The 22,777-nt window shown below is 36.8% G+C and carries 24 protein-coding genes and 1 other RNA gene; 7 read left to right on the top strand and 18 right to left on the bottom strand.

Going from position 1 to position 22,777, the window contains the following annotated elements:
* Nucleotides 1–45: 45 nt before the first annotated feature.
* Nucleotides 46–327, bottom strand: coding sequence for a hypothetical protein (locus CKK03_RS11915; protein WP_099362800.1), 282 nt, complete (start codon nucleotides 325–327; stop codon nucleotides 46–48).
* Between the two features lie 395 nt (nucleotides 328–722).
* Between CKK03_RS11915 and cspD the strand changes: the two genes are divergently transcribed.
* Nucleotides 723–923 carry a cold-shock protein CspD gene (gene cspD / locus CKK03_RS11910; RefSeq protein WP_099351608.1) on the top strand — a complete coding sequence of 67 codons (201 nt, stop codon included), beginning with the start codon at nucleotides 723–725 and terminating at the stop codon, nucleotides 921–923.
* 99 nt (nucleotides 924–1,022) lie between these two features.
* Here the strand turns inward: cspD and CKK03_RS11905 are convergent, their stop codons facing one another.
* Together CKK03_RS11905 and CKK03_RS11900 are read right to left on the bottom strand one after the other, a co-directional pair.
* On the bottom strand, nucleotides 1,023–1,199 hold the full coding sequence (locus tag CKK03_RS11905) for a zinc-finger domain-containing protein (RefSeq protein ID WP_099351609.1): 177 nt from the start codon (nucleotides 1,197–1,199) through the stop codon (nucleotides 1,023–1,025).
* A gap of 106 nt (nucleotides 1,200–1,305) precedes the next feature.
* Nucleotides 1,306–1,965, bottom strand: a complete 660-nt coding sequence (locus CKK03_RS11900; RefSeq protein WP_099362799.1) for a ribonuclease H family protein — start codon at nucleotides 1,963–1,965, stop codon at nucleotides 1,306–1,308.
* A gap of 188 nt (nucleotides 1,966–2,153) precedes the next feature.
* On the opposite strand from CKK03_RS11900, the gene CKK03_RS11895 reads away from it, so the two are divergent.
* Nucleotides 2,154–2,831, top strand: coding sequence for a queuosine precursor transporter (locus tag CKK03_RS11895; RefSeq protein WP_099362798.1), 678 nt, complete (start codon nucleotides 2,154–2,156; stop codon nucleotides 2,829–2,831).
* A gap of 113 nt (nucleotides 2,832–2,944) precedes the next feature.
* Nucleotides 2,945–3,337: a reverse transcriptase-like protein gene (locus tag CKK03_RS11890; protein ID WP_099362797.1), complete on the top strand. Its 393-nt coding sequence runs from the start codon at nucleotides 2,945–2,947 to the stop codon at nucleotides 3,335–3,337.
* Nucleotides 3,338–3,368: 31 nt separating this feature from the next.
* Here the strand turns inward: CKK03_RS11890 and CKK03_RS11885 are convergent, their stop codons facing one another.
* On the bottom strand, nucleotides 3,369–3,647 hold the full coding sequence (locus tag CKK03_RS11885) for a DUF6123 family protein (protein WP_099362796.1): 279 nt from the start codon (nucleotides 3,645–3,647) through the stop codon (nucleotides 3,369–3,371).
* Nucleotides 3,648–3,706: 59 nt separating this feature from the next.
* Complete coding sequence (locus tag CKK03_RS11880) at nucleotides 3,707–4,168, bottom strand: divergent PAP2 family protein (protein WP_099362795.1); 462 nt, start codon at nucleotides 4,166–4,168, stop codon at nucleotides 3,707–3,709.
* Nucleotides 4,169–4,268: 100 nt separating this feature from the next.
* On the opposite strand from CKK03_RS11880, the gene sspL reads away from it, so the two are divergent.
* Nucleotides 4,269–4,406 carry a small, acid-soluble spore protein L gene (gene sspL, locus CKK03_RS11875; protein WP_099362794.1) on the top strand — a complete coding sequence of 46 codons (138 nt, stop codon included), beginning with the start codon at nucleotides 4,269–4,271 and terminating at the stop codon, nucleotides 4,404–4,406.
* 231 nt (nucleotides 4,407–4,637) lie between these two features.
* Here sspL and CKK03_RS11870 read toward each other — a convergent pair whose 3' ends face one another.
* The 7 genes from CKK03_RS11870 to CKK03_RS11840 form a co-directional block, all read right to left on the bottom strand.
* The gene (locus CKK03_RS11870) at nucleotides 4,638–5,501 is read right to left on the bottom strand and encodes a 5'-3' exonuclease (RefSeq protein WP_099362793.1); all 864 of its coding nucleotides are present in this window, start codon (nucleotides 5,499–5,501) and stop codon (nucleotides 4,638–4,640) included.
* A gap of 301 nt (nucleotides 5,502–5,802) precedes the next feature.
* Entirely contained in the window at nucleotides 5,803–6,060 is a 258-nt protein-coding gene (locus CKK03_RS11865) for a YpbS family protein (protein WP_099362792.1), read from the bottom strand.
* On the bottom strand, nucleotides 6,060–6,254 hold the full coding sequence (locus CKK03_RS11860) for a hypothetical protein (protein WP_099362791.1): 195 nt from the start codon (nucleotides 6,252–6,254) through the stop codon (nucleotides 6,060–6,062). Before CKK03_RS11860 ends, CKK03_RS11865 begins: the two co-directional genes overlap by 1 nt.
* 7 nt (nucleotides 6,255–6,261) lie before the next feature.
* Nucleotides 6,262–9,942: a dynamin family protein gene (locus CKK03_RS11855; RefSeq protein WP_180271235.1), complete on the bottom strand. Its 3,681-nt coding sequence runs from the start codon at nucleotides 9,940–9,942 to the stop codon at nucleotides 6,262–6,264.
* Nucleotides 9,943–10,267: 325 nt separating this feature from the next.
* A complete protein-coding gene (locus CKK03_RS11850; RefSeq protein ID WP_099362789.1) occupies nucleotides 10,268–10,840 on the bottom strand; it encodes an isoprenylcysteine carboxyl methyltransferase family protein in 573 nt (190 codons plus the stop codon).
* A gap of 1 nt (nucleotide 10,841) precedes the next feature.
* Complete coding sequence (locus CKK03_RS11845; protein WP_099362788.1) at nucleotides 10,842–11,936, bottom strand: type III polyketide synthase; 1,095 nt, start codon at nucleotides 11,934–11,936, stop codon at nucleotides 10,842–10,844.
* Nucleotides 11,937–12,410: 474 nt separating this feature from the next.
* Nucleotides 12,411–13,490 (bottom strand): PRK06851 family protein, encoded by a 1,080-nt coding sequence (locus CKK03_RS11840; RefSeq protein ID WP_099362787.1) that lies wholly within the window; start codon nucleotides 13,488–13,490, stop codon nucleotides 12,411–12,413.
* A 559-nt stretch (nucleotides 13,491–14,049) separates the two neighbouring features.
* Between CKK03_RS11840 and CKK03_RS11835 the strand changes: the two genes are divergently transcribed.
* The 3 genes from CKK03_RS11835 to CKK03_RS11825 all read left to right on the top strand — a co-directional run bounded on the left by CKK03_RS11835 (nucleotide 14,050) and on the right by CKK03_RS11825 (nucleotide 16,437).
* Nucleotides 14,050–14,205 carry a cytochrome c oxidase subunit 2A gene (locus tag CKK03_RS11835; RefSeq protein WP_099362786.1) on the top strand — a complete coding sequence of 52 codons (156 nt, stop codon included), beginning with the start codon at nucleotides 14,050–14,052 and terminating at the stop codon, nucleotides 14,203–14,205.
* Nucleotides 14,206–14,314: 109 nt separating this feature from the next.
* Nucleotides 14,315–14,785 carry a cytochrome c oxidase subunit II gene (locus CKK03_RS11830; RefSeq protein WP_099362785.1) on the top strand — a complete coding sequence of 157 codons (471 nt, stop codon included), beginning with the start codon at nucleotides 14,315–14,317 and terminating at the stop codon, nucleotides 14,783–14,785.
* Nucleotides 14,785–16,437 (top strand): b(o/a)3-type cytochrome-c oxidase subunit 1, encoded by a 1,653-nt coding sequence (locus CKK03_RS11825; RefSeq protein WP_099362784.1) that lies wholly within the window; start codon nucleotides 14,785–14,787, stop codon nucleotides 16,435–16,437. The genes CKK03_RS11830 and CKK03_RS11825 overlap by 1 nt, the downstream gene beginning before the upstream one ends.
* A 44-nt stretch (nucleotides 16,438–16,481) precedes the next feature.
* Here CKK03_RS11825 and CKK03_RS11820 read toward each other — a convergent pair whose 3' ends face one another.
* The 6 genes from CKK03_RS11820 to gpsB all read right to left on the bottom strand — a co-directional run bounded on the left by CKK03_RS11820 (nucleotide 16,482) and on the right by gpsB (nucleotide 22,735).
* Entirely contained in the window at nucleotides 16,482–17,999 is a 1,518-nt protein-coding gene (locus CKK03_RS11820; protein ID WP_099362783.1) for a carboxypeptidase M32, read from the bottom strand.
* 14 nt (nucleotides 18,000–18,013) lie between these two features.
* Complete coding sequence (locus tag CKK03_RS11815; protein WP_099362782.1) at nucleotides 18,014–19,939, bottom strand: ATP-dependent DNA helicase; 1,926 nt, start codon at nucleotides 19,937–19,939, stop codon at nucleotides 18,014–18,016.
* A gap of 338 nt (nucleotides 19,940–20,277) precedes the next feature.
* Nucleotides 20,278–20,463, bottom strand: coding sequence for a hypothetical protein (locus tag CKK03_RS11810; protein ID WP_099362781.1), 186 nt, complete (start codon nucleotides 20,461–20,463; stop codon nucleotides 20,278–20,280).
* Between the two features lie 95 nt (nucleotides 20,464–20,558).
* A complete protein-coding gene (locus CKK03_RS11805) occupies nucleotides 20,559–21,701 on the bottom strand; it encodes a THUMP domain-containing class I SAM-dependent RNA methyltransferase (protein ID WP_099362780.1) in 1,143 nt (380 codons plus the stop codon).
* 169 nt (nucleotides 21,702–21,870) lie between these two features.
* Nucleotides 21,871–22,266, bottom strand: an RNA gene (gene rnpB, locus CKK03_RS11800) — RNase P RNA component class B.
* Between the two features lie 169 nt (nucleotides 22,267–22,435).
* Entirely contained in the window at nucleotides 22,436–22,735 is a 300-nt protein-coding gene (gene gpsB, locus CKK03_RS11795) for a cell division regulator GpsB (protein ID WP_099351630.1), read from the bottom strand.
* Between the last annotated feature and the right edge of the window lie 42 nt (nucleotides 22,736–22,777).

The following is a 22,777-nucleotide window of genomic DNA, read 5'->3' as shown; positions in this document are numbered from 1 at the left end:
AATGAGAGAGACAGATAGGAGAGATAATAAAAGTTAAAAAACCATTCAAGATGGTTTTTTAACTTCATTTCTTTGGAGATACATATGCGAATGTTCGACAATATGATGGATAGAGATGACAGTTAAATCTCCATGCTGCACCGTGCCAACGGCTAGGCGCCCTTGCTCATCCTCAACAATGAATGGAGTTTCATGGTCTGCAGTCATTATACTTTCACATATGGATACTATTTTTTTATACAGATAATCCTTGTTGACATTGGTGCTTCTCGAATTTGAGGTAAACCTGATGATGATTTCTTTCCCATTGTAATTGTGTCTATACATAATAGTAGCCTCCAACCAACAGTATTGATAAAATGCTTTCAATTTTATGTTTTTTTGAAAGATGAATCGATAATCGTATTGGACACCTCAAACTTCTGTTTCTATTATTATATCAAATAATGGAATTTCTTCAATAATTATTCGAATATACGAAAATATTTTACTATTTTTACATTTATCCTCTTCTTTGTCACAATTATTTTCCAATAATACGTAAAAAACCCTTTATTCCCTTGACTTAACACGATTTAGGTTGTATATTAAAATCATCATTTAGCTGTAGTTTAGTATTTTTTTTACAATATTATTATTTTTAAAGATACATAAATACGTAGCTAATTGATAAAAATTTTTACGATGCACGGTTGTGCCGAAGGTTTAGGAGGAAAAGCATAATGCAAAACGGTAAAGTAAAATGGTTTAACAATGAAAAAGGATTTGGCTTCATCGAAGTTGAAGGCGGAGACGATGTATTCGTACACTTCACAGCTATCCAAGGTGATGGTTACAAATCTTTAGAAGAAGGCCAAGAAGTTTCTTTCGAAGTTGTTGAAGGAAATCGTGGACCTCAAGCTGCGAACGTTGTAAAGCTATAATTCTTACATTTTAACTTAACAATGTGAAACCAAGGCTGATTTTTTTATCAGCCTTTTCTTTGGGCTCTTTCTACTCAAAAAGAGCCCTTTTTACATATATTAAGATAGTTTCTCTCCATACTCTTTCAGCTTTTGACCAACGGTGCAATTTTTAATACAAAAGTTTTGGGCATAGCGTTTGCCATGTTCTTTGCGAAAATATTCTTTTACAAAACAATCTTGGCAATAGGTGTCAAGTATTTCACCAACTTCCAAAATGAGTTCCTTGCGTTTCATGAAAAAAATCATCTCCTATTTTCATCGGTTCACCCACTCGAACGAGCAACGATCCATCCTCATCAAATTCACCTACTTTATGAGTATGATGAGTAGGCTTAATTACTTACCCTTTTATTTCAATTTTACTGGAAACATTTGTTCCTTCGAGCGCCTGAGTAGCTAGTCTATCTGCTTCTGCGTTCTGTTTCCTGCCAATCGGATCATAGATTGGATGAATCCCTAACTTTTTAATTCTCTCCTCTATCCTATCCAGCCACCTATTCAGGTTCTCCTCAAAACACGGCCACTCCCCTGACAATTGTTTTAATACAACATGGGAATCACCTTTAAATGTGACAGTTGCATGCTTTACACCTATTTCCTCTAGGGTATTTAAAAGCAACCAGAATGCTGCGTATTCTGCCTCGTTATTTGATTCCATTTCTTCAAATACTTCATTTACTCTAACCCGATAAGGCTTTTTATTTTGGGAATAGTATATAGCAACACCTAAGCCGGCCTTACCTGATTGTATATCAAACCCACCATCAAAATAAGCAATAATATCCTGAGGTTCAGTTTCGACTACTTTAAGCAATTTAATGATTTCTTTTTTTGTCCATTTTGTATGACGCTCATCATAAAATACGAGGTCCTTTGTGCGTCCAGTTCGTTCAAAGTCATCTGCTAAGAGCAATGCCTCTTCCACAGATACTTCATCCGACATTAAGGTGATCACTTGGTTTTTTGGCGTTTTATAAGTCCATTCCAGCTTAAGTTTCATCATGCTCATCCTCTCTAGTGGAACGTATCTTCATTTTTCCTAATTTTTTACTCATTATACACTTTTTCCATTAGGTTATGCACTTCCACTTTTATTCATATCGTACTATAATTAACCTTTGACAATTAAATGAGGTCCTTTCGCGGTTCGTAAACTCCCGCGTTATCAAAACTACAGGAGGTAATAGTATGTATAACGAAATTCTTTGGTTCGTTTTTGCAATTGTCAATTTTATTTTAGTCTTAACGATTTACCGCATCTTCGGAAAATCCGGGTTATTTGTTTGGATTGGTTTTTCAACGGTTATAGCAAATCTTCAGGTAGTAAAAACGGTTGAGCTATTTGGATTAACCGCTACCCTCGGAAATATTATGTATGGAACAACCTTCTTAATCACTGATATTCTGAATGAAAAGTATGGAAAAGAGGAAGCGAAAAAAGGTGTTTGGCTTGGCTTTTTCACACTGCTTTCAATGATTATAATCATGCAGTTTGTTCTTGCGTTTAAACCTCATGAGGTGGACTTTGCTCAGGGCTCATTGGAAACAATTTTTGGACTTCTTCCACGAATTGCCTTAGGAAGCCTACTTGCGTTTTTGATTAGTCAGTATTCAGACGTGATTATTTATTCGAAAATTAAAGCACGCTTTCCTAAGGATAACCAGCTATGGATACGGAATAATGGAAGCACAATGATTAGCCAACTACTTGATACATTAATCTTTACCAGTGTTGCATTCTTAGGCGCATATCCGTTTGACGTATGGATTGAAATTTTCATAACGACATACTTTATTAAATGGTTGGTTGCTTTAATCGATACACCATTTATCTATATGGCTAGAAGATTTCATAAAAATGCATAACCAACGGGAAGGAAAAGGATGTCTATGAGCAGACATCCTTTTCTTATTATCTTCACAACTTTACATGATTAATGATAAAATAGGCATTATTTAGTATATTTTGGAGGCATTAGATGATCGAAGTGTATATAGATGGTGCAAGCGCTGGTGACCCTGGTCCTTCTGGTGCTGGGGTTTTTATTAAAGGAAATGGTGTCGTGGAAAAACATTCGATTCCTCTTGGGATTATGACGAACCACGAAGCTGAATACTATGCTCTTCTAAAAGGTCTTGAAATTTGCATCAAGAATGACTACAGAGTCGTATCGTTTCGAACGGATTCACAACTGGTTGACCGAGCGATAGCAAAGGAATACGTCAAAAATAAAAAATTCGCTCCTTTGCTTGAAAAAGCATTGCAGCTTTCCAATGAACTTGACCTCTTTTTTCTTAAATGGATCCCAAGCACACAAAATAAAGTGGCTGATGAATTAGCAAGACAAGCCATTCGAAAAAATGAAGCTTGAAGAAACCCTTGGACTAACTTGTCTAAGGGTTTTATGCCATTATATTTCGTTCTTCTACAAAACGATACGCTTGTTTTCGACTTTGTATTTGATTTTCCTTCAGCATCTCTAATAAAGATATGAAGAAGCTTCCATCAAATTCCTTTTGGGCCTTTAAAGTGATTTCAATTGCAACATTGACAATTTCGTCTGTTGCATTGGTATATTGCTGACCAAATGTAATGAAGCCAACTGCGTCCTCTCCAAAATTAAAACCCTTTTGCGCCAAGAATTGTAAATATTCATTTACTTTATTTTCTAATTTAAACAATAGACCCCAACCCCAACAAAAAATTCTACCCTAATAATATCGCACTTTTTGTCGAAATACTACGATTTTTTTGTTAAAAAATGGGCTATTGTACCTGCAATCATTCCAAATATTGCTCCACCAAGTACTTCTTCTGGCTGATGGCCAAGTCTTTCTTTTAATCTCTGTTCCTTGTTATCATGGTAGTGATGGTCCTTTTGTCCTGCTAATCGCTCTATTTCTTCATCAAGCTCGTTCACCTTAATGGTGAGTTCCCCTGATTGGCGACGGATCCCTTGTGCATCATACATAACGATTAAACCGAATACGGTGGATAGTGCAAAATCTATCGTGGGAACACCTCTTCTTAACGCAATAAAAGTAGCGAGTGAGGAAACACCAGCTGAGTGTGAGCTTGGCATCCCACCCGTTTCAAAAAAAGTGCCCCAATCCCATTTTCCTGTTTTGGCTTTTTTAATTGGGATTTTTAAAAATTGAGCAAGCCCAATTGTAAGTAGCGCAGTATAGATTCCTTTGTTCACGATTCTCACCTCATGGTTAGTTTCATGTATCACCTCATTTTCTATTCAAGACATATTCCAAATTAGGATGGAAATAATACGAAATGGAGGTGACATAATCATGGCACAAAAAGGAAACAACCGCGGGAAAGCTCCAAAAGGCGTAAACCCACAAGGACATAATGAAGATACAGAATTTTCAACGGAACCAAAAAGTGAGCTTGAGAACAGAGCAAAGAAATCAAATACAAAAAGATAAGTTTTTTTGTGAGATGCCCTGTGATTGGTTGTGATCGCGGGGCATCCCTTGTTGGTACTGACGAGCCGGATAGGCTATCAGCCAAAAGATTTTCATAATAGCCATATTTCTGATTTATCAGCTATAAAATTTATTTATTGGCCATAAACGCAAATTAACAGCCATAAGCAACATTTTTAATCTTAACCTCTCCAAAATAATCAAAAAAGAGCACTCAAATTGAGTACTCCCTTAACTAATAAATTGATCCAAACCTTTAAATTCAAGCTCTGAGAACTTTTCGTGCACTTTTTCACGGTTAATTTGGATTAATGCATCATCAAGTGAGCAATTAATCGGAACTTCGCAATGAATTCGCGCCAATTTCCGTGATAAATGTAGCATGTCTAAATCTTCTTTGATTTTAGTCTTTTGTCCTTTTGTTAGGTTTTCTACATTTTCAAGAATACCTTCAATTGACCCGAACTGTTGGAGTAGTTTAAGTGCTGTTTTCTCACCGATCCCTCTAACACCTGGATAATTGTCACTTGTATCACCCATTAACGCTTTTAGGTCTACCATTTGCTGAGGAGTAATTCCTTTTTCTTCAAGAAAGCTTTCACTCGTATACTCTGCGTAATTACCGATTCCTTTTTTCATAATTAGAACCGTAATACTTTCATCAAGCAATTGCAAAATGTCTTGGTCACCAGTCAGAATGATCACATCAGAGTCTTGGCTATATAGTTTTGCAAGCGTACCAATACAGTCATCTGCCTCATATCCAGAAAGTCCAACATTCGGGATATCAAAGGATTCAACTACATCCTTAACTAAATCAAATTGTGGAATTAACTCTTCTGGTGGTGCGCCACGATTTGCTTTATAACCATCATACATTTCTGTACGAAATGTAGAGCTCCCCATATCCCAACAGCAAATGACATGTGAAGGCTTGTACTTATTGACAGCAGTCATCATATGTTTTATAAATCCGTGAATCCCATTTGTTGGAACACCTTTACTATTCACCATAAAATATCCACTCATTGCCGTTGCATAAAAAGAGCGAAACAATAATGCCATCCCATCTATTAACATAATCTGATTTTTCATCAGCATATCCTCCCCTTCGGCAAAATCTTCATAAATAGAATTATAACATATATCTACTGTGCATTTGTTTGTATCTTCCTTCCAAGCGCACAAAAAGGCCCTCTTACACAAGAGGGCTCACATTTATTTACTCTTCATTTTTTCTGCTTCAATTTCTGCATAGGAAGCAAAATGATAGGGGGTAGTCCCTTTTCCTTCTTGCTTTTTCTCCTTTTTCGAAACAGATTGTTTTTCGTTTTTCACATGCATGTCTCCTTTATGAGAGATTGTAGTTAGTATTAACCCAACATGCATGTATTATTTATTTGCGGAATGCGTACTCTTTCACCATTTCAACTGTTACAAGCTTTCTTAATGGAACAATTCCTTTTTTCGCAAGTTTGTTCATTTCGTTTGTCACTTTATTGATTTTATCAACGGTGAATTCTTTGTTTTGTTTGGCTAAAGAAACTGCCTCATCAATAAATAGTTCTCTTTGTTGCTCAAGTCCCACGAATGTTTTTACAATTTCGTGCTGTGATTTTGAATGTTTTGTGATTGCTTCATGGACGTTTGTCATTATTTCTCCTCCGTTGTTTCAGTCTTCATTAGTTTAACAATATGGGGTTTAGGCGTCCAACAATTGAATTTGTAAGCTGGCTTTGTATCATAGCCTAAACGTGCACAACTGTAGATCATCTTGCCACCTTTTCGTTCTGCTACGAAATGAACACAAGTGGCACATGCATGATACTTTGATTTCGAATCAGTCAAAATCAATTCACCCCATATGCTCCATATAGTATCCGCTTAGCTTTTCGTGTACCTGCTCTAGGTTGTCGATATCGATATCCTCAGATAGAATTTTGGTTACACCATCGAAATACTCATGGATTTCTTCCAATGCATCTTTTTGAAGTGCTTGTAGCCCTTTATTAAATTCCTGTTTGTAGAAATTAACAAGGTATGATTGGTTTTCTTCAAGATATGAGCTAACTGGTGCATCTAGCAATATTTCTAATTCATCCTGCATTTGTTTTTTCTCATTTTTTTCGAAAAATGATTTAGGATTTTTGAACAGAGCTAGTGCCTTTTTGTATCGTGTATGCTCTTCCTGCTCAAGCCCATTCTTAAATTCAATCGTTTCAAAATCTAGTTCAATGGACTCTGAAATACTCATATTTGAATTGATCGACTTAATTTGCTCATTAAAAGTTCCGATTTGTCCATGTAGTCGCTTTGAAATAAATGTTTCGATCCGCAATGAAGTGGCGCGCAATTCTTGGGCTAAATCAAAGCCGACTGACTCTAAAAATTCAGCTAAACATGATTGTAACGCTTTTTTCAAATCTCGGCCATCATCTCTTAGTGATGATGGGTTAAATGCTTCCTTAAACATATCTGATATTCGAAGGAATACCCTTTGCTTAATGTAGTAACTAAGCTCCTTAATTTCTTGCTCAACCACTCCAAACGCTTCCTGTTGATCAACAGTTTCAATAACAGACTCCATTTTCTCATGCTGGTCTTTAGCATCTTGAAGTTTAGCACGCTTTATATCCTTATCTTCCTTTGCAGATTGAATATACGAGTTAATGATTGACGCAGCACGCTGAATATCAACGTATCCTTCATTAACTGCTACTTCTGTCAACTCATCAATAACAAATGAATGGAAATCAGCTTCAAAACGTTCTATACCAGAAGTCGCAAGGATTCCACGATCCTTCTGACTGTCTTCGTTAAGTTTCTCAAGTAAGGCAGCACGGCTTGATACAGTATAGAGTCGAGGAAAACGAATTCCATAGCTTACAAGCTGTGACTCGACATAATCTTTTACATCTGATAACTCTTCAGTTGAGTTTGCCAAATCTGCCGCATTAATGATGAAGAACATCTTATCCATACTGAAGGTGTCTTTAACACGGCCAAGTTGAATTAAAAACTCACGGTCTGCTTTTGAGAAAGCATGATTATAATACGTTACAAATAGAATGGCATCGGCATTTTTAATATATTCAAAAGCAACCCCTGTATGGCGAGCATTAATTGAATCTGCTCCTGGCGTATCTACCAATGTAATCCCTTGCTTAGTTAATGGACAATCATAATAAAGCTCAATCCATTCTACAAAACATGCCTTTTCTTCCTTCGCGACATACTCATTAAAACCATCCATATCAGTTGTTAAAACGTGATCTAAATCTGAAGCGATGCTCTCAAACCCTGCCAACACTGCTTTTAAGAATGAAAAATGAGGCTTTTCTTTCGCTTCGATTTTTTCGATATTGCTAATCTTCGACTTTATGATTTCTATACTGGCATCAAGACTGCCCGCTTTTTCACCAAAAATGTGTAATGAGTGGTTGATATCGTCTAATAATTGTTTTGTTGATTTTATCTTTACAAGTACTGTTCCATGTTGATGTTCATCAGTTGGAAATGTAATTTTATTAATTGTTGCTGTTGTTGGGTTTGGTGAAACTGGTAGTGCATGTTTCCCCATTAATGCATTAGCAAAAGAAGACTTCCCTGCACTAAACGCTCCAAATAATGCAACAGTAAAATGTTTATGTTTTAAGCGATGAGCTTTTTCCCGAATATCTTTAGCAAGCGTAGAAAGACCTGTAATCGGCTTAATCAAGTCATGCGCTTTTTCTAAATGATCGATCGCTTGCTCAGATGTTCCTATTTTTTCTTTATGCTGTTGTGTTGGTTTTTCTTCAGATTTCGGAGTGGCCGCCTCTTGATTCTTCAAATCCTTCAGTATTTCTTCAGTGGAAGAAATCTCAACATTTTCTGCAAATCTAGAAAGTAGGTTTTCAGCTGATTCCGTACGATTTATTTCAGATTTTCCATTCATGATGTCGTCAAGCTTCGAACGTATCTCAGTTCGTTTCGACTCACATTTCTTCAAAGTGGCAAACGCTTCTTGATAAACTTCATATTTATCTAACTCCGCTTTTATCCCTTGCTCTTCTTTTACAGTACTTGACTTAACCTGCTCAAGAATGTCATTTAATAACGTTACTGCTTTTTGTTTATATTTTCTCTTAATATAATTTCCTACATCATCTGTATAAGTTAAAATGTATTCCCCAGTAACACCCGCACCAGGCTTAACTAAATCTTGTAACTCCTTCGCACTCAAGTCCGTTGCAAGCTCGTTTCCAGTCGGTTGTTTCGAAAGACGTAAGTTTCCTGCAAATTTCCCGACAAAGTCCTTTAAATGCCATTCCAATTGAGTGGACATTCTTTCTTTCACATCTGCTAGAAAAGCTTGCTTTCGGTCTTCGCGTTCCTTTTCTGTTTTGTTTTTGGAGAATAACAATCCAACCTTAAAATCAGGCTGCACACATTCAACAAAATTTTTCGCTAAATCACGAGTCTGGAACGGCATCAGAATTGCATTTGATAAAATCGTGTCAATTTCATCCATAAATTCCACTTCGATTTTTTCCCTGTTTTTTGAGAAGCTAGTTAATTGATTGTTCAATTTTTCTATTTGAGTTGGAATTGTCTCCCGCTCAGCTTCTGATAATGACCGGAGCTTTTCTTTTGTATCTTCGAGCTCTACAGCATTTTTATCATCTAGAAATGCAATATGCTCTAAAACAATTTGTTTTGCAGAATGGAATACACCCTCTAATAAAAGTTGTTCCTTGTTAGCAATTTTATCATGGAGCAACTGCTGGACCTGCTTAAACTGATTATGCTCGTGATTGGGTTCCTTTAATGTCGTGAAAAAAATATCTGAATAGGCTACATTCCAATTCTGAAACGCCTCTTCGACACCTTGTTTAAAGGAAGCAAAACTAAGCTCTGATTCTTTATGTTTATCAACTTGGTTTACAATTAAATAAACCGTCTTGTTTCGATCCGTAAGTTCCTTTGTAAATTGAAAATTCAGCTCTGAAAGGACATGGTTGTAGTCCATCACATAAAACAGCAAATCTGCTAAATGGAGAGCCGATTCAGTTGATACACGATGGGCATCATCAGTAGAATCAATCCCTGGCGTATCCATCACGATTACTTGCTCAGGGAGTTTCATATGATCATGACTTATTTCAATGGACTCAATTGCTTCCCCGTCTTTTGCATATGATTTGATTACATCATAATCATAGGGTGCTGGGTATTCAATGATTTTTCCATCACGGTAATAGACACGTGCGTATTCTCGTCCTGACTTTACTTTTACTAAATTTGCACTTGTTGGAATCGGGCTTGATGGCAGAAGACTCTCCCCTATGAGTTCATTAATCATGCTCGACTTTCCCGCTGAGAAGTGGCCAGAAAAACCAATCATATATTCAGAATTATATAGTTTTTTTAGCAACTGAATGATTTTTGAGCTACTTTCTTTATCATTGTTTTTTTCAAAAATGTCATACAGATAAGATAGTCTTTTTTCTAAATCTCCCTTTGTGATGTGTTTAATTTGATCTGTTTGTATCATGTCTAATCCCCTTATTATACATTGCATAAAAATTCAATATATATGTATTTTACTCTACACCTATGCTTTTGACAAAGCAGAATATTAGGAATCAAATTTTTCATAAAAAAAAACCAAGTATTTACCTGGTTACATGGATGGCATTATGATGTTTTTTCTTGTTTTGTTTTGAGTTTAGAACATTATGTAGGACGTGATACATGATAAAACTGTATATTCCAATTGTTAGAGTTATAAATAAAGTTAGCAATCTAATCACCAGCTTTCAACTGATAGTGATAATTATTTTCATCTACAAATAGTGTATCAGCAGTTTTCGCTCTTTTCAATCTTTTTTTAACGTTTTCATTCTATTTGGAATGAATCGATTACTCACCAAGCCTATATTTTGATATTCAACATGAACCGCTAAAGCTCGTTCTTCGATTGGAATCCGAACAGCCATTACCAACAGGTTCAATAAGGTGAAAATTATAGCCGTTAAATACGCCTGGAATAACAACGGGATTAGGATTAACTCTAAGGCTACAACAAGGTAATTAGGGTGCTTTAGATATTTATATGGACCTTTTGCCTGCACTTGTTTTGTCGGGAGGATCATAATTTTCGTATTCCAGAACATCCCCAATGATTGAAGTGCCCACAATCTCCCTAACTGTGTTAACGCAAATAAGAAAAAAAGAACAGGATAAAATATTGATAACTCTTTGCTAAAATAGACAACTTCAACCATGAGCGAAATAAAAAACACGATATGCATGAGTACAATGTATTTGTAATGCCCATGCCCTACCTCGTAGCCACCTTGAGTCAAAATCCACTTTTCATTTCTTTTTGCAATTCGCATTTCAATTAATCTTTGGGCAATTACCAACGTAATAAATATCCAAAATATCATCCTATTTCCTCCATTGTAAAAGGACTAACTCTGAGCTAAACCCAGGTCCTAAGGCTGTAACAAGCCCATAGTCGCCCTCATTACCTAGCTCCTTTTCCATAAATTCCTTCAGAACATAAAGCACCGTTACAGATGACATATTCCCCTGTTTTCGTAAAACTTCTCTAGCGATTTCTGTCATCGAGCGTGGAATTTCAAGCGCTACCTCATATGCGTCCAATACCTTTTTTCCACCTGGATGTGCGATAAAATGCTTTATTTTGTTCATATCCAGCTGATTTGCATGTAAATATTCATCTACATTTCCTTTTAACCACGATTTCACGATACTAGGGATATCCTTTGAAAAGATGACGTGGAGACCTGTATTTCTTATATCCCAGCCCATAACGTCCTCTGAATCTGCCATTAAGGTCGATTGCGCTGAAACAAATTCGGGTAAAACATCCGATACTGAACATTCCTGATACTCTACTTCATCTCCCACAATACACGCACAGGCTGTTCCATCCGCAAATAACGAAGTGCCTATTAAATTGCTCTTAGTAAAGTCATTTTTTTGAAAAGTTAAGCTACAAAGCTCAACTGCAACTACAAGCACCTTTGCATTAGGGTATGCTTTACAGTAATCAAATGCCCTCGCCAATCCAGATGCCCCTCCCGCACAACCAAGTCCCCAGATTGGAATCCGCTTTGTATGTGTTCCGAAATCCATTTGATTCATGATCCTTGCTTCAATACTTGGCGTAGAAATTCCAGAGCTCGATATAAAAATGATGGCATCAATTTCTTTCGGCGTGATCTTTTTTTTAAGCAGGTTGGTATTATTTAAGCAGTTCTGAATGGATTTCACTCCAAATGAAATTGCTTTTTCAATATATGTATTATTTTTTTCTTCAAAGCTATGGTCTTTGCTATACCACTCTAATGATTCGCTGAAATAGCGTTCCTCGATTTCACTATTAGCGAATACTCGGATGAGACGGTCAATGTCTGGAAAATGTTCTTGAAATAAGTCCTTGATAAATTCAGTTGTTTTGGATTGATTAATCTTATGTGGTGGATTGCAAATACCAACTGAAATGATTTTAGGCATGGGAGCCCCCCTCACTTTAAAGGCAATCTCTTAAGGTTACTTTTTCCAGTTTTAAAATTAGTATGCAAACAATTAAAAAAGGGCACAAAAAAAGCCTTCCCAACACGGGAAAGCTCACGTTTCAAAGGAGTTGTTTTGTTGTTGTGCATTTATAGTATAACTCAAACGTTTTAAACATTCACTAGTAAAATTTTGGTTTCCGGCCGAAAATGACACATCGAATTTCTGCAAACTTCACTCCGAGAAAAATGGTGAATAACAAGGACATGCGCTTGCGTCTACTAGTCTATTCACGAAGTCAAATTCCTCAGCGCAAGGCTGCTAGGAGGATTACTCAAGAAGTTGCCTCGTTCCGGTACTCAAAGCTGCACCGCCTTGAACTTTCGACGCACAGGATGTGCTAGTGTCGGCGTCGCCACAGGACGTGGCGCCTTCGCCGACGCGGTCCTTTTCAACCTTTTTTAACTAACACCCTTACAGTAATGTCTTTACGATTTCTTCTCGCTTTTTGTCGATTGCATTAAAGTCCATGGCAGCTTTATAGTAATCTTCAAGTTTGTCATGAAGTCTTTTTGCTTCGCTTAAATAATTCGTACCAATTGCCATTTTATTCTTGTATTCTAGGTTAAGCTCTTCAATTTCTTTTTTAAACGTGTTTTCGATTTTTGGGTCCATGCATAAAGCAAACATATCTACGATTTCATCACCCTCACGGAATGGGTCGACAACATGTGGTGCCGTTCCATCTACAATCGAGACACCCAACTTTGGTATGATGATCATATCTATGCTTTTCGGGTCAAAGGCACAATGGAAATATTCAACTGATAATCCCTGCTGTTCAGCATGCTTGGCGACCTTCTTCATCAAAGTCGACTTTCCACTTCCTGGTCTACCCTTTATAATATAGCGTTTATCATAATCTTCTGTAATATTATCAATGAAATTAACTGCACCCTTCGGAGTAGCCGCTCCAAAGAAACGCCTTCTTTTTGTTGGATGTTGCTCGGCTGTAAATGGTTTACTAAATATTTCACCGATCAAGTTTTGAAGGACAGCATCTGCCTTTTTAAAGCTCATGGATGAAACATAAATATCCTCGCGCTTTAAATGGACCTTCTTAGCTTCCGCAAAGGTTTTATACGCATCTTCAAAGTTTTTTGAAATATCATCTGTTAGTTCGATGATTTCATCCTTAAATTGAGCTAAGTATTGATCATTGCGGTATTGACCGAGGTCAATCACCTTTTCAACGACTCCAGGGTATTTAGGCTCGATCACATGTGGTGACGTTCCGTCTACAAATCCTAATTTTCGTTCAGGAATAATGATTCCATCTATAGAGTGATTATCTGAAGAACAGTGTAAGTATTCGAGATCGAAGCCTTTCTCCATAAACACAAGACCGATTTTCCTCATGAAGGTGGACTTCCCTGTTCCGGGTCCCCCTTTTAAAATATAGAGAGTTTCTAGCCCTTTTAATGCCTCATCATAAAACGAGTAAAAACCTACACTTGAATTTGTACCTGCATAATAATTTTTTACTTTTGCCATATAAACTACATACCTCCTTGTAGACATTCGCCTACATTAGAGTATGGCAGATATAGGTTGTGTGTGAATAAAAATAATATTGTTTTCGAACTGTAACATTTTATTTTTTCTATTCTAATAAACCTTTTACTTTCATATTCACAAAAAATCACTATAAAAAAATAGTGATTAAGGGGACTTTTGATCGTTCTTTTGTACATTAATATCAATTTGACTAATTGTACCATTCCCACATTTAAAACATCTTTCTTTATTATTTAACAAGAGCGTATGACATCTAGAACAATAATACCTAATCATTTACACACCACTCCCTTTTTTATTATCTTATGTTGAAGTTTGAATTGCTGTTATAACGTATGTCACAAATTAGTCAAATGTTTTCTTTTCCAAATGTGATAAAAATCACTGTTTTATTAAGTTTTCACTATTAATATAGTGATTAGATTAGGAATGAACAATTTGTGAAATAGTCAAAACCGACTAGTTTTTAGCAAATTGTTTTGTATGATAATTATGTAAAAACCTTTGAATTTACGCTTGAAGGGGGTCGTGAGGAATGGCAAAGACACAGCTTACAAAAACAAACCACAAGACAAAAATTGAAGATGAAAGAACTTCCTTAAAAGGAACATTAGCATCTGTATTTTTACTTGGACTTTTCTTAATTTTATCTTGGCTTGGTGTCTATTTCTTGTTCTTAGACAGATTGTAAAAGTTATCACTATCGAAAATTACGAGGCAGATTTATAAAAAATGGCTTGTAATATTTTATGAGAAAACAAACAGAAAAAGAATGTGAAAATTTGAAAGGGGAAAAAGCCATGCATCTGCATAAATTTGAAAAAATATGGCTCACTTTTGGTATCGGAATACTGTTCGTATTTCTAGCAGTTGTTGGTGTTGGCGCATTTGCGATGGGTCACCAGCCAGCAAGTAGTATTAAAACAATTGATCCAGAAAAGGTTGCTGAAACAGCACCATTTGATAATCCTGGACTTGTTCATATTGAGGATAACAAATATGAATTAAACCTTGTTGCAGAAGCCTTTGCGTATACACCAAGTACGATCCAAATTCCAAAGGACGCTGAGGTAACAATTAACGTAGCAACAAAAGACGTTGTTCACGGATTTTCGATTGCCGGTACGAATGTCAATATGATGGTTGAACCTGGATATGTTAGCACTTATACTCAAACATTTTCTAAAACAGGCGAATTTTTAGTATTATGTAATGAATATTGTGGAGCTGGACACCACTTAATGATGGCAAAAGTTGAGGTGACCGAATAATGACAAATTCAAATTTTAAAGTAGACAGAAACGATGGAAAATTAGCAATGGCACACTTTTATGTTGCCTTCGCTGCTTTACTCCTTGGAGGAACTGCAGGTTTACTCCAAACTCTAGTTCGTTCAGGGAAATTTACATTACCAGCTGGAATCGGTTACTATCAACTATTAACCGTTCACGGAGTATTATTGGGACTTGTACTTACTACATTTTTTATCATAGGATTTTTATTTGCAAGTTTAAGTAAAACAGCAGGAACCCTTTCACCGAAAATTCGTTTAACGGGTTGGATTGGTTTCTGGACAATGACAATTGGAACTGCTTCTACAGCAACTACCATTCTTTTAGGTGAAGCATCTGTTCTTTATACGTTTTACGCACCTCTACAAGCACACCCGTTCTTTTATATTGGGTTAGCACTAGTTGTGGTTGGTAGCTGGATCAGTGGCTTTGCAATGTTCACTCATTTTGGTAAGTGGAAGAAAGCAAACCCTGGTCAAGTAACACCTTTGTTAAGTTTCATGGCTATAATGACAATGATTTTATGGTTAGTTGCAACACTGGGTGTAGCTGCATCGGTTCTTATTCAATTTATTCCATGGTCTTTTGGTTGGGTTGAAACAATTGATGTTCTCATCAGCCGAACCTTATTCTGGTATTTTGGTCACCCACTTGTGTATTTCTGGTTATTACCTGCATACATGGCATGGTATGTTGTGATTCCAAAGGTAATCGGAGCAAAGATCTTCTCAGATGCCCTTGCGAGATTATCATTTATTTTGTTCTTGTTATTCTCAATTCCAGTAGGATTCCACCATCAGTTAACTGAACCAGGTATTGATCCAAACTGGAAATATTTACAAGTTGTTTTGACATTTATGGTTGTCATTCCATCTTTAATGACGGCATTCTCATTGTTTGCATCTTTCGAGTCATACGGAAGATCAAAGGGAGCGACAGGCCTGTTCGGCTGGTTTAAAAAGCTTCCATGGGGAGATGCTCGTTTCTTCGCACCATTCATTGGTATGTTATTCTTTATTCCAGCAGGTGCGGGCGGAATTATCAATGCAAGTCACCAAATGAACCAAGTTATTCATAATACAATTTGGGTAACCGGACACTTTCACTTAACCGTAGCAACAACTGTTTTACTAACATTCTTTGGTATCGCATACTGGTTAATCCCGCATTTAACAGGTCGGGTCATGACAAAAGCGATGAATAAACTTGCCATTATTCAAACAATCGTATGGACAATTGGTATGACGTTTATGTCAACTTCCATGCACTTTGCGGGCTTATTAGGAGCACCAAGACGTTCTGCTTTCTCAACATACGGAGATTCAGCACAAGCAATGGATTGGATACCTTATCAAATTGCCCAAGCGATTGGCGGCTCTATTCTATTTATTGGGATCATCTTAGTTCTAGTCATTTTTGTTAATCTTGCCTTCTTTGCTCCAAAAGGTGAAACAGAGTTCCCTGTAGGGGAAGTTTCTGAAGAAGCAGAAAAAACACCTATGATTCTAGAAAACTGGAAGCTTTGGGTCGGTGTACTAGCAGTATTAATCTTAATTGCTTATACAATTCCGTTTGTCGATATGATTCAAAACGCACCACCAGGGGCAAAACCATTTAAACATTTACTATAGAATCATAAAAGCTACGCAATGTCTGGATTGCGTAGCTTTCTTTTTTATAACTTATAAATAGCACTATATTTAGTTTCTAAATATTGGATTAAATAGTTCGCATTTAACCCCTCACCTGTTACATCTTTGATGATTTCTAAAGGCTTTTTCATTTTTCCATGCTTATGAATATGTTCAGTTAGCCATTCTTTTATTGGGAGTAAGTTCCCCTCTTCAAGCAACTCATCAAAGTTAGGAATGTCCTTTACCATTGCATTCTTGAATTGAGCCGCATACATATATCCAAGCGCGTAGGAAGGGAAATATCCAAAGCTACCGCCTGCCCAATGGACATCCTGTAGGACTCCTTTTGCATCATTTTCTGGACGAATACCTAGATACTCTTCATACTTAGCATTCCATATTTCTGGTAGGTCTTTTACTTCAATCTCATCATTAAACAAACCTTTTTCAATTTCATAACGCACCATGATATGCAATGGATATGTTAATTCATCTGCTTCAATTCGAATGAATGATGGTTTTGATTCATTTATTGCTCGATAATAGTCTTCTACTGATACCCCATCAAATTGACCACTTGCATATTCTTTTAATAGGTCAAAATTATTTTTCCAAAATGACAGGCTGCGACCGAGTATATTTTCATAAAAAAGTGATTGAGATTCATGTATCCCCATTGAAGTTCCTTGTGCAAGGTTCGTTCCAACTAATTCTGCAGAAATGTTTTGCTCATAGAGAGCATGTCCACCTTCATGGATCGTTCCAAAAACCGCAGTTCTAAAGTCATTTTCAACATAATTTGTTGTAACACGTACGTCCCCTGGATTTAAGCCAGTAGCAAATGGGTGAACAGTTTCATCAAGACGTCCTGCTTCAAAGTCATACCCCATTTTTCTTAGAATCTCTAAACTTAATGCACGCTGTTTTTCCTTAGGAAATTCATTAAATAAAAATGAAGTTTCTGGTTTGTTTTGTGATTCTGTTACTGCTTTTACAAGTGGTACGATTTTATTACGTAATTGAGCAAACACTTGATCAACTACCTCAACTGTAACACCTGGCTCGTACATATCTAGTAACGTGTTATACTTGTTCCCTTCATAGCCCCAGTAGTTAATAAATTTCTTCGTGAAATCGACAAGCTTTTCCAAATAGGGGCGGAACAATTCAAAATCAGATTTTTCTTTTGCATCCTCCCACACAGATTCAGCTTTTGATTGAAGAATCACAAACTCACGAAATTCATCTGCAGGAATTTTTTTGTTACGTTCAAAATCCTTTTGACATTCCTCAACTACTTTTTTTGTGATTTCACTAAGTTGTTGCTGAGCTTCAGGACTCGTTAATTCTTTTAAATAGGTTTCCATTTCGACGGAAGTAGATATCGCAAATACTTCAGAAGACAGCATTCCAATAACTTCTGAGCGCTGTTCTACTCCTTTTTTAGGAGCTCCAGTTCGCAAGTCCCAATACATAACTCCAATTGCTTCATTATAGCTTGTCATTTTCTTTACTAATTCAAGAAACGCTCGTTCAGTTTGTGTTAGTTGCTCTGACATCATTAGTCCCCCCATTAATTGGTTTCTGTTGGCAGTACATTTTTTACTTTATTTAAAACCTCGTTAGAAACTTTGTCATCAACAAAAATACTAACCGTACCTGTATCTTCACTTGACCGAATGAGTCGACCAATTCCTTGTCTTAATCTTAGAAGCATATATGGTAAATCAACTTGCTCAAAGGAATGTTCTGTTCCGTTTCGTTTTGCCTGAAAAACCGGATCATTTGGTGGAAATGGTAATGACCAAATGATGACATTGGATAACGAAGGACCTGGGATGTCGAGACCTTCCCATAAGGAAACTGAGCAAAGGATACTTTGTTCACTATTTTGGAACCTAGAAACCAACCCACTGATTTCTTGATCTCCTTCAAAAAGAAACTCATATTTTTCAGTCTTACATCTCTCTTTAAATCTCTGGAGCTCTTCCTTTGAATTAAATAAGAGCAAAGCCCTACCATCTGATTTTTCGATTTCATTCCAAGCAAAATCCAGTTTCGATTGGAAAACATCCTCGTTAGTATTGAACATAGGTATTTGGATTTTCATCTGAGTGTCGTAGTCAAATGGTGATTCCACCGAAAATGATTGATAGTTATTGATTCCCAGACTGTTAGCAATATAGTCAAAAGATTTGTTTTCAGATAATGTTGCAGAAGAAAAGATAAATGGAACTTGTTTCGAAAATACGTTCTCAGCTAAGATGGTTTCAACTGCTTGGGGCATTATGACAAGCGTGTAACTCTCACTGTCTGCCTCAACCCACGTAATCGCATCATTTTCTTCACCGAAAAGCTTTAATGAATATTCCAATTGGTCCAAGTATTCATCTACAATATTTAATTCGTATTGGTCAATTGTATAAGTTTCTGCCTCAAAAACAAGGTTATTGCCTATCTCAACAATCATTTGATGCAGTTTTTTAGCTGTGGCAACTAATTGTACTGTCCGCTCAATATCCATTCGCTCAGAGCCCTCAACTGCTTGACTATTTTTCTGGAGACTTCTGTAAAACTGCTCATTTTGATCGATTGTATCCTCAATTAATTGTGCAAATTCTTCACGAATATCATTTCCTAACAACCTTGTTAACAGTGATTCCAAAGTTGATTCTTGGATACGGTAGGTCAATGCTTTTTGTGCAGAGTATTCAAGTAAGTGGCCCTCATCAAAAACCACACAGCTGCTATCCGGTAAAAACGGAAGCTGGCCTTCTCTTTTTCGAGCTTCCATTGTCCACACATGCTCCATATAAAAGTCATGTGAGCAGACGATTAAATCAACAGCCTTTCGGTAATGTTCTCTAGAAAGTGTAAGCCCACATCGGTGTCTTAACTCGCAAGAAAAGCAGTCCTGAAAACTATCCCATGCAACACTTTTCCATTCTTCATCTGCAAGATCAGGGTATGTTTTTCTGTCTCCATAATGATTGAATGCTTGCATGGTAGTATGATTATGAACAAAATCCGGTAGTTCGTTATAAATTCTTGCAATTTTTTCATTGTTTGTCCGACGAGTAGCATGATCTAATTTTCGAATGCATAGATACTGATCCTGTGCTTTTGCAAGTCGAACATCAATATTCAAATCTAATGCGTCCGCTATTTTCGCAATATCCCCTTCAGGCTTAACAAGCTGTTCAATTAAGGACTCATCTGCACATGAGATAATCGCTGGCTTTCTCGTATATCGGGCATAACAAATAGCGTATAACAGATAAACAATTGTTTTTCCAGTGCCTACGCCGGCTTCTGCAAACACAATAGATTTATCCTTAAACGCCCTCTCTAGTTGAAATGCCATAAAAATTTGCTCATCACGGAGCTCAAAGCCTTTTTCAGGAAGGATGTCATAAAAAACATCGCCAATCCACTCATTTAATTTATCAAAGAAATTTTCATTTCTGGAAATTTGAAAGGGTAACCCTTCTCCAATCATATGTAAAAACCCCCAAAACCAACAAGATCAAATGCGCCTTGCGTATTTGCGCCCAGATTTTTTCGAGCTTGCTCGAAAACTTTCCTTTGAAAATCTGTGGTATACGCCGGAGGCTTTACTTTATTCAGCCAATGTTTGCCCCCAAAATAATTGGTTCTCCTTTTGCTTTTTAGCTCACACTTAAAAAGTTAAGCACTCTGCTGAATAACGTAATGCCAATTTTTAATTATCTACTAGTAAATGTGGGAAGTCAATATTTTTAAATCGTACATGACGTCAAGAACTAGCAATATGAACAAAATAAAAACCCGCCGTAGCGAGTTTTATTTTTTAGTTCTTTATTCATTCTTATATCGTAAATAATCAACGTCAATGGAAGTTGAATGAGACATGGCATGAAGAAGGTCGCTTTTTGCTTTGACAATGGATTTAAGTGGATCCATCTCTTCACCGACTTCATTCTGAAGTGCCCGATATGTATCATTCAGCGCATCTTGAATTTTCTTAAAGTCTATATAATTCATCTTTCATTCACTCCTGGTAATTTTGTAGACACCAATAGAGTATATGTCCTTCGGAATAGAACTATTCATGAACTACTAGAAAAAAACGAAAATTTTTATTGATTTCTTGGTGGTCTTTTACCCCAATACTGATAATAGTCTGTGCGTATAAACCCGTTAAACAATTTACGTTTTTTGGTAGCAGGCTTACCATATAATTGCTCAAACTCTGGATGCGACGTTAACATATAGACCGACCAGGTATCATAAGTGCGAAGTACTTCTCCCATACTGCGATACATTTCTTCAACAGCTTTCTTTTCACCAAGTCTTTCTCCGTATGGTGGATTACCGACAATCACACCGTATTCTTTAGTTGTTGTAAAATCCTTAACCTGCATTTGTTTAAAGTTGATGATATCACCAAAACCAGCCTCATCTGAGTTATCCTTAGCAATCTGAATCATTCGATGGTCGATATCAAATCCACTAATATCCAGAGGCTGATCATATTTGGCTAAGTCCTCTACCTCTTGTCGTGCTTCATCCCATTTCTTTTTTCCAATCCAATCCCACTCTTCAGATACAAAATCTCGGTTAAAACCAGGGGCAATGTTTTGGCCGATTAAGGCAGCCTCAATCGGAATCGTTCCTGAGCCGCAAAATGGATCAACAAAAGGCTTATCTGGTGTCCAATTTGTTAGCTTGACTAATGTCGCTGCGAGCGTTTCTTTTAATGGCGCTTCCCCTTGTCCAGCTCGGTAACCGCGTTTATGAAGTCCGACTCCACTACAATCGATTGTTAAAGTCGCAACATCTTTCAGTAAAGCGACCTCAATACGAAATAATGGTCCAGTTTCCTCAAACCAGCCAGATGTTTTGCGATAATGCTTTTTAAGACTGTCAACAACTGCTTTTTTAACAATGCTTTGGCAATCAGAGACACTAAAGAGCTTTGACTTTACTGATTTTCCTATAACAGGAAACTCTGCATTTTCTGGAATAATGTCCCCCCAATTAAGGGCTTTAGTCTTTTCAAATAATTCATCAAAGGTTGTGGCTTTAAATTCTCCAACCTTTAGCTTAATACGGTCTGCTGTTCTAAGCCATAAATTACTTCGACATATGGCTTGTTCATCGGCGTCGAATGTAATTTTGCCGTTTTCAACGGTACATTCATAGCCTAAATCCCGCACTTCATTGGCAACAATTGATTCAATTCCCATTGCCGCCGTAGCAATAAGTGTTACTTTTCCCATTACGTTCACCCTAACTATGTACATTATGTATAGTAAAAGAATAAAGAAACTCACAGAGTAAAGCAAGAAATGCTATTAAATATCGTCAAAAAAACGTAAGCATACAAAAAGCTCTTCAATTATGAAGAGCTTTACTTCTTTATTCATATTGATCGTTTAATTAATAACGTTCTGTAAGCCATGTTTTGTTCCTTCGTACTTCAGTCGGCAAAACGAGTGCCTCGTACTCCGGTGGTAATCATCTATCTACAGACGTTAGGACGCCTGTCCTTCTCCTTGTTCATTTCCAAAAGAGAAAGTGCCCCTACCATAATTTGGGTTTCTCGCTCGTGGGGTTTACCTCGTTCCACTCCTGTAATTTCTTACAGGACTTCGTCACTGTGGCACTTTAAAGGTAGTCAAACCATATCCTAATGGACTTAGGTTTTTTCCCTGCCGTTAGCAAAGTTCAACACTTTAGCTACCCTAGCTTATTTTTTCGCTAGGCACGAACACTACGGACATCTCAGTCCGTGCGAGCATGGACTTTCCTCTGCAGGTTACCCTGCAGCGATTACCCGAACGTTATTAATGTGTGTAAAAAATAGTATAGTGGAAAAACATTAAGATTGCAAGTAATTACACACTGGTAAATTTTTCCTCACTCATGTTGTCAATTGAATTCTGTTTAAGGAACAAAGACTAAGTACGCCACGTCCTGTGGCAACGTCTTTGTGCCCCACATCGTGTTGGCCTCAGTCGTATAACTTACTACCAAAAACATGTTTTTCAAGGTTAGATAACCGTTTTAAAATATCAAAATTAGTTGTTCCTGTTTGTGCTTGTGGCTGTTTCTTATAAGAATCCTCTAACTGACGTTTTAAGCGGAGATTCTCTTGTTGAAGTTCTTCAATTTCTTGGTAAAACATTTCATAGTCCTTAATTATTACATCTAAAAATTTATCAACTTCTTCTTGTTTATAGCCTTTCATGCCTGTTTTAAATTCTTTTTCAAGTATTTGTGTCGCACTTAGTTTTATTTTATCTGATATCATATCATTCACCTCGATACACTTTCCCCATTATTCCTACACCTA

It is taken from the genome of Fredinandcohnia onubensis (assembly GCF_002734215.1).
Taxonomy (GTDB): domain Bacteria; phylum Bacillota; class Bacilli; order Bacillales; family Bacillaceae_L; genus Ferdinandcohnia; species Ferdinandcohnia onubensis.
Note: the sequence above shows the minus strand (reverse complement) of the source record. Positions and strands in the feature narration are given on the sequence as shown.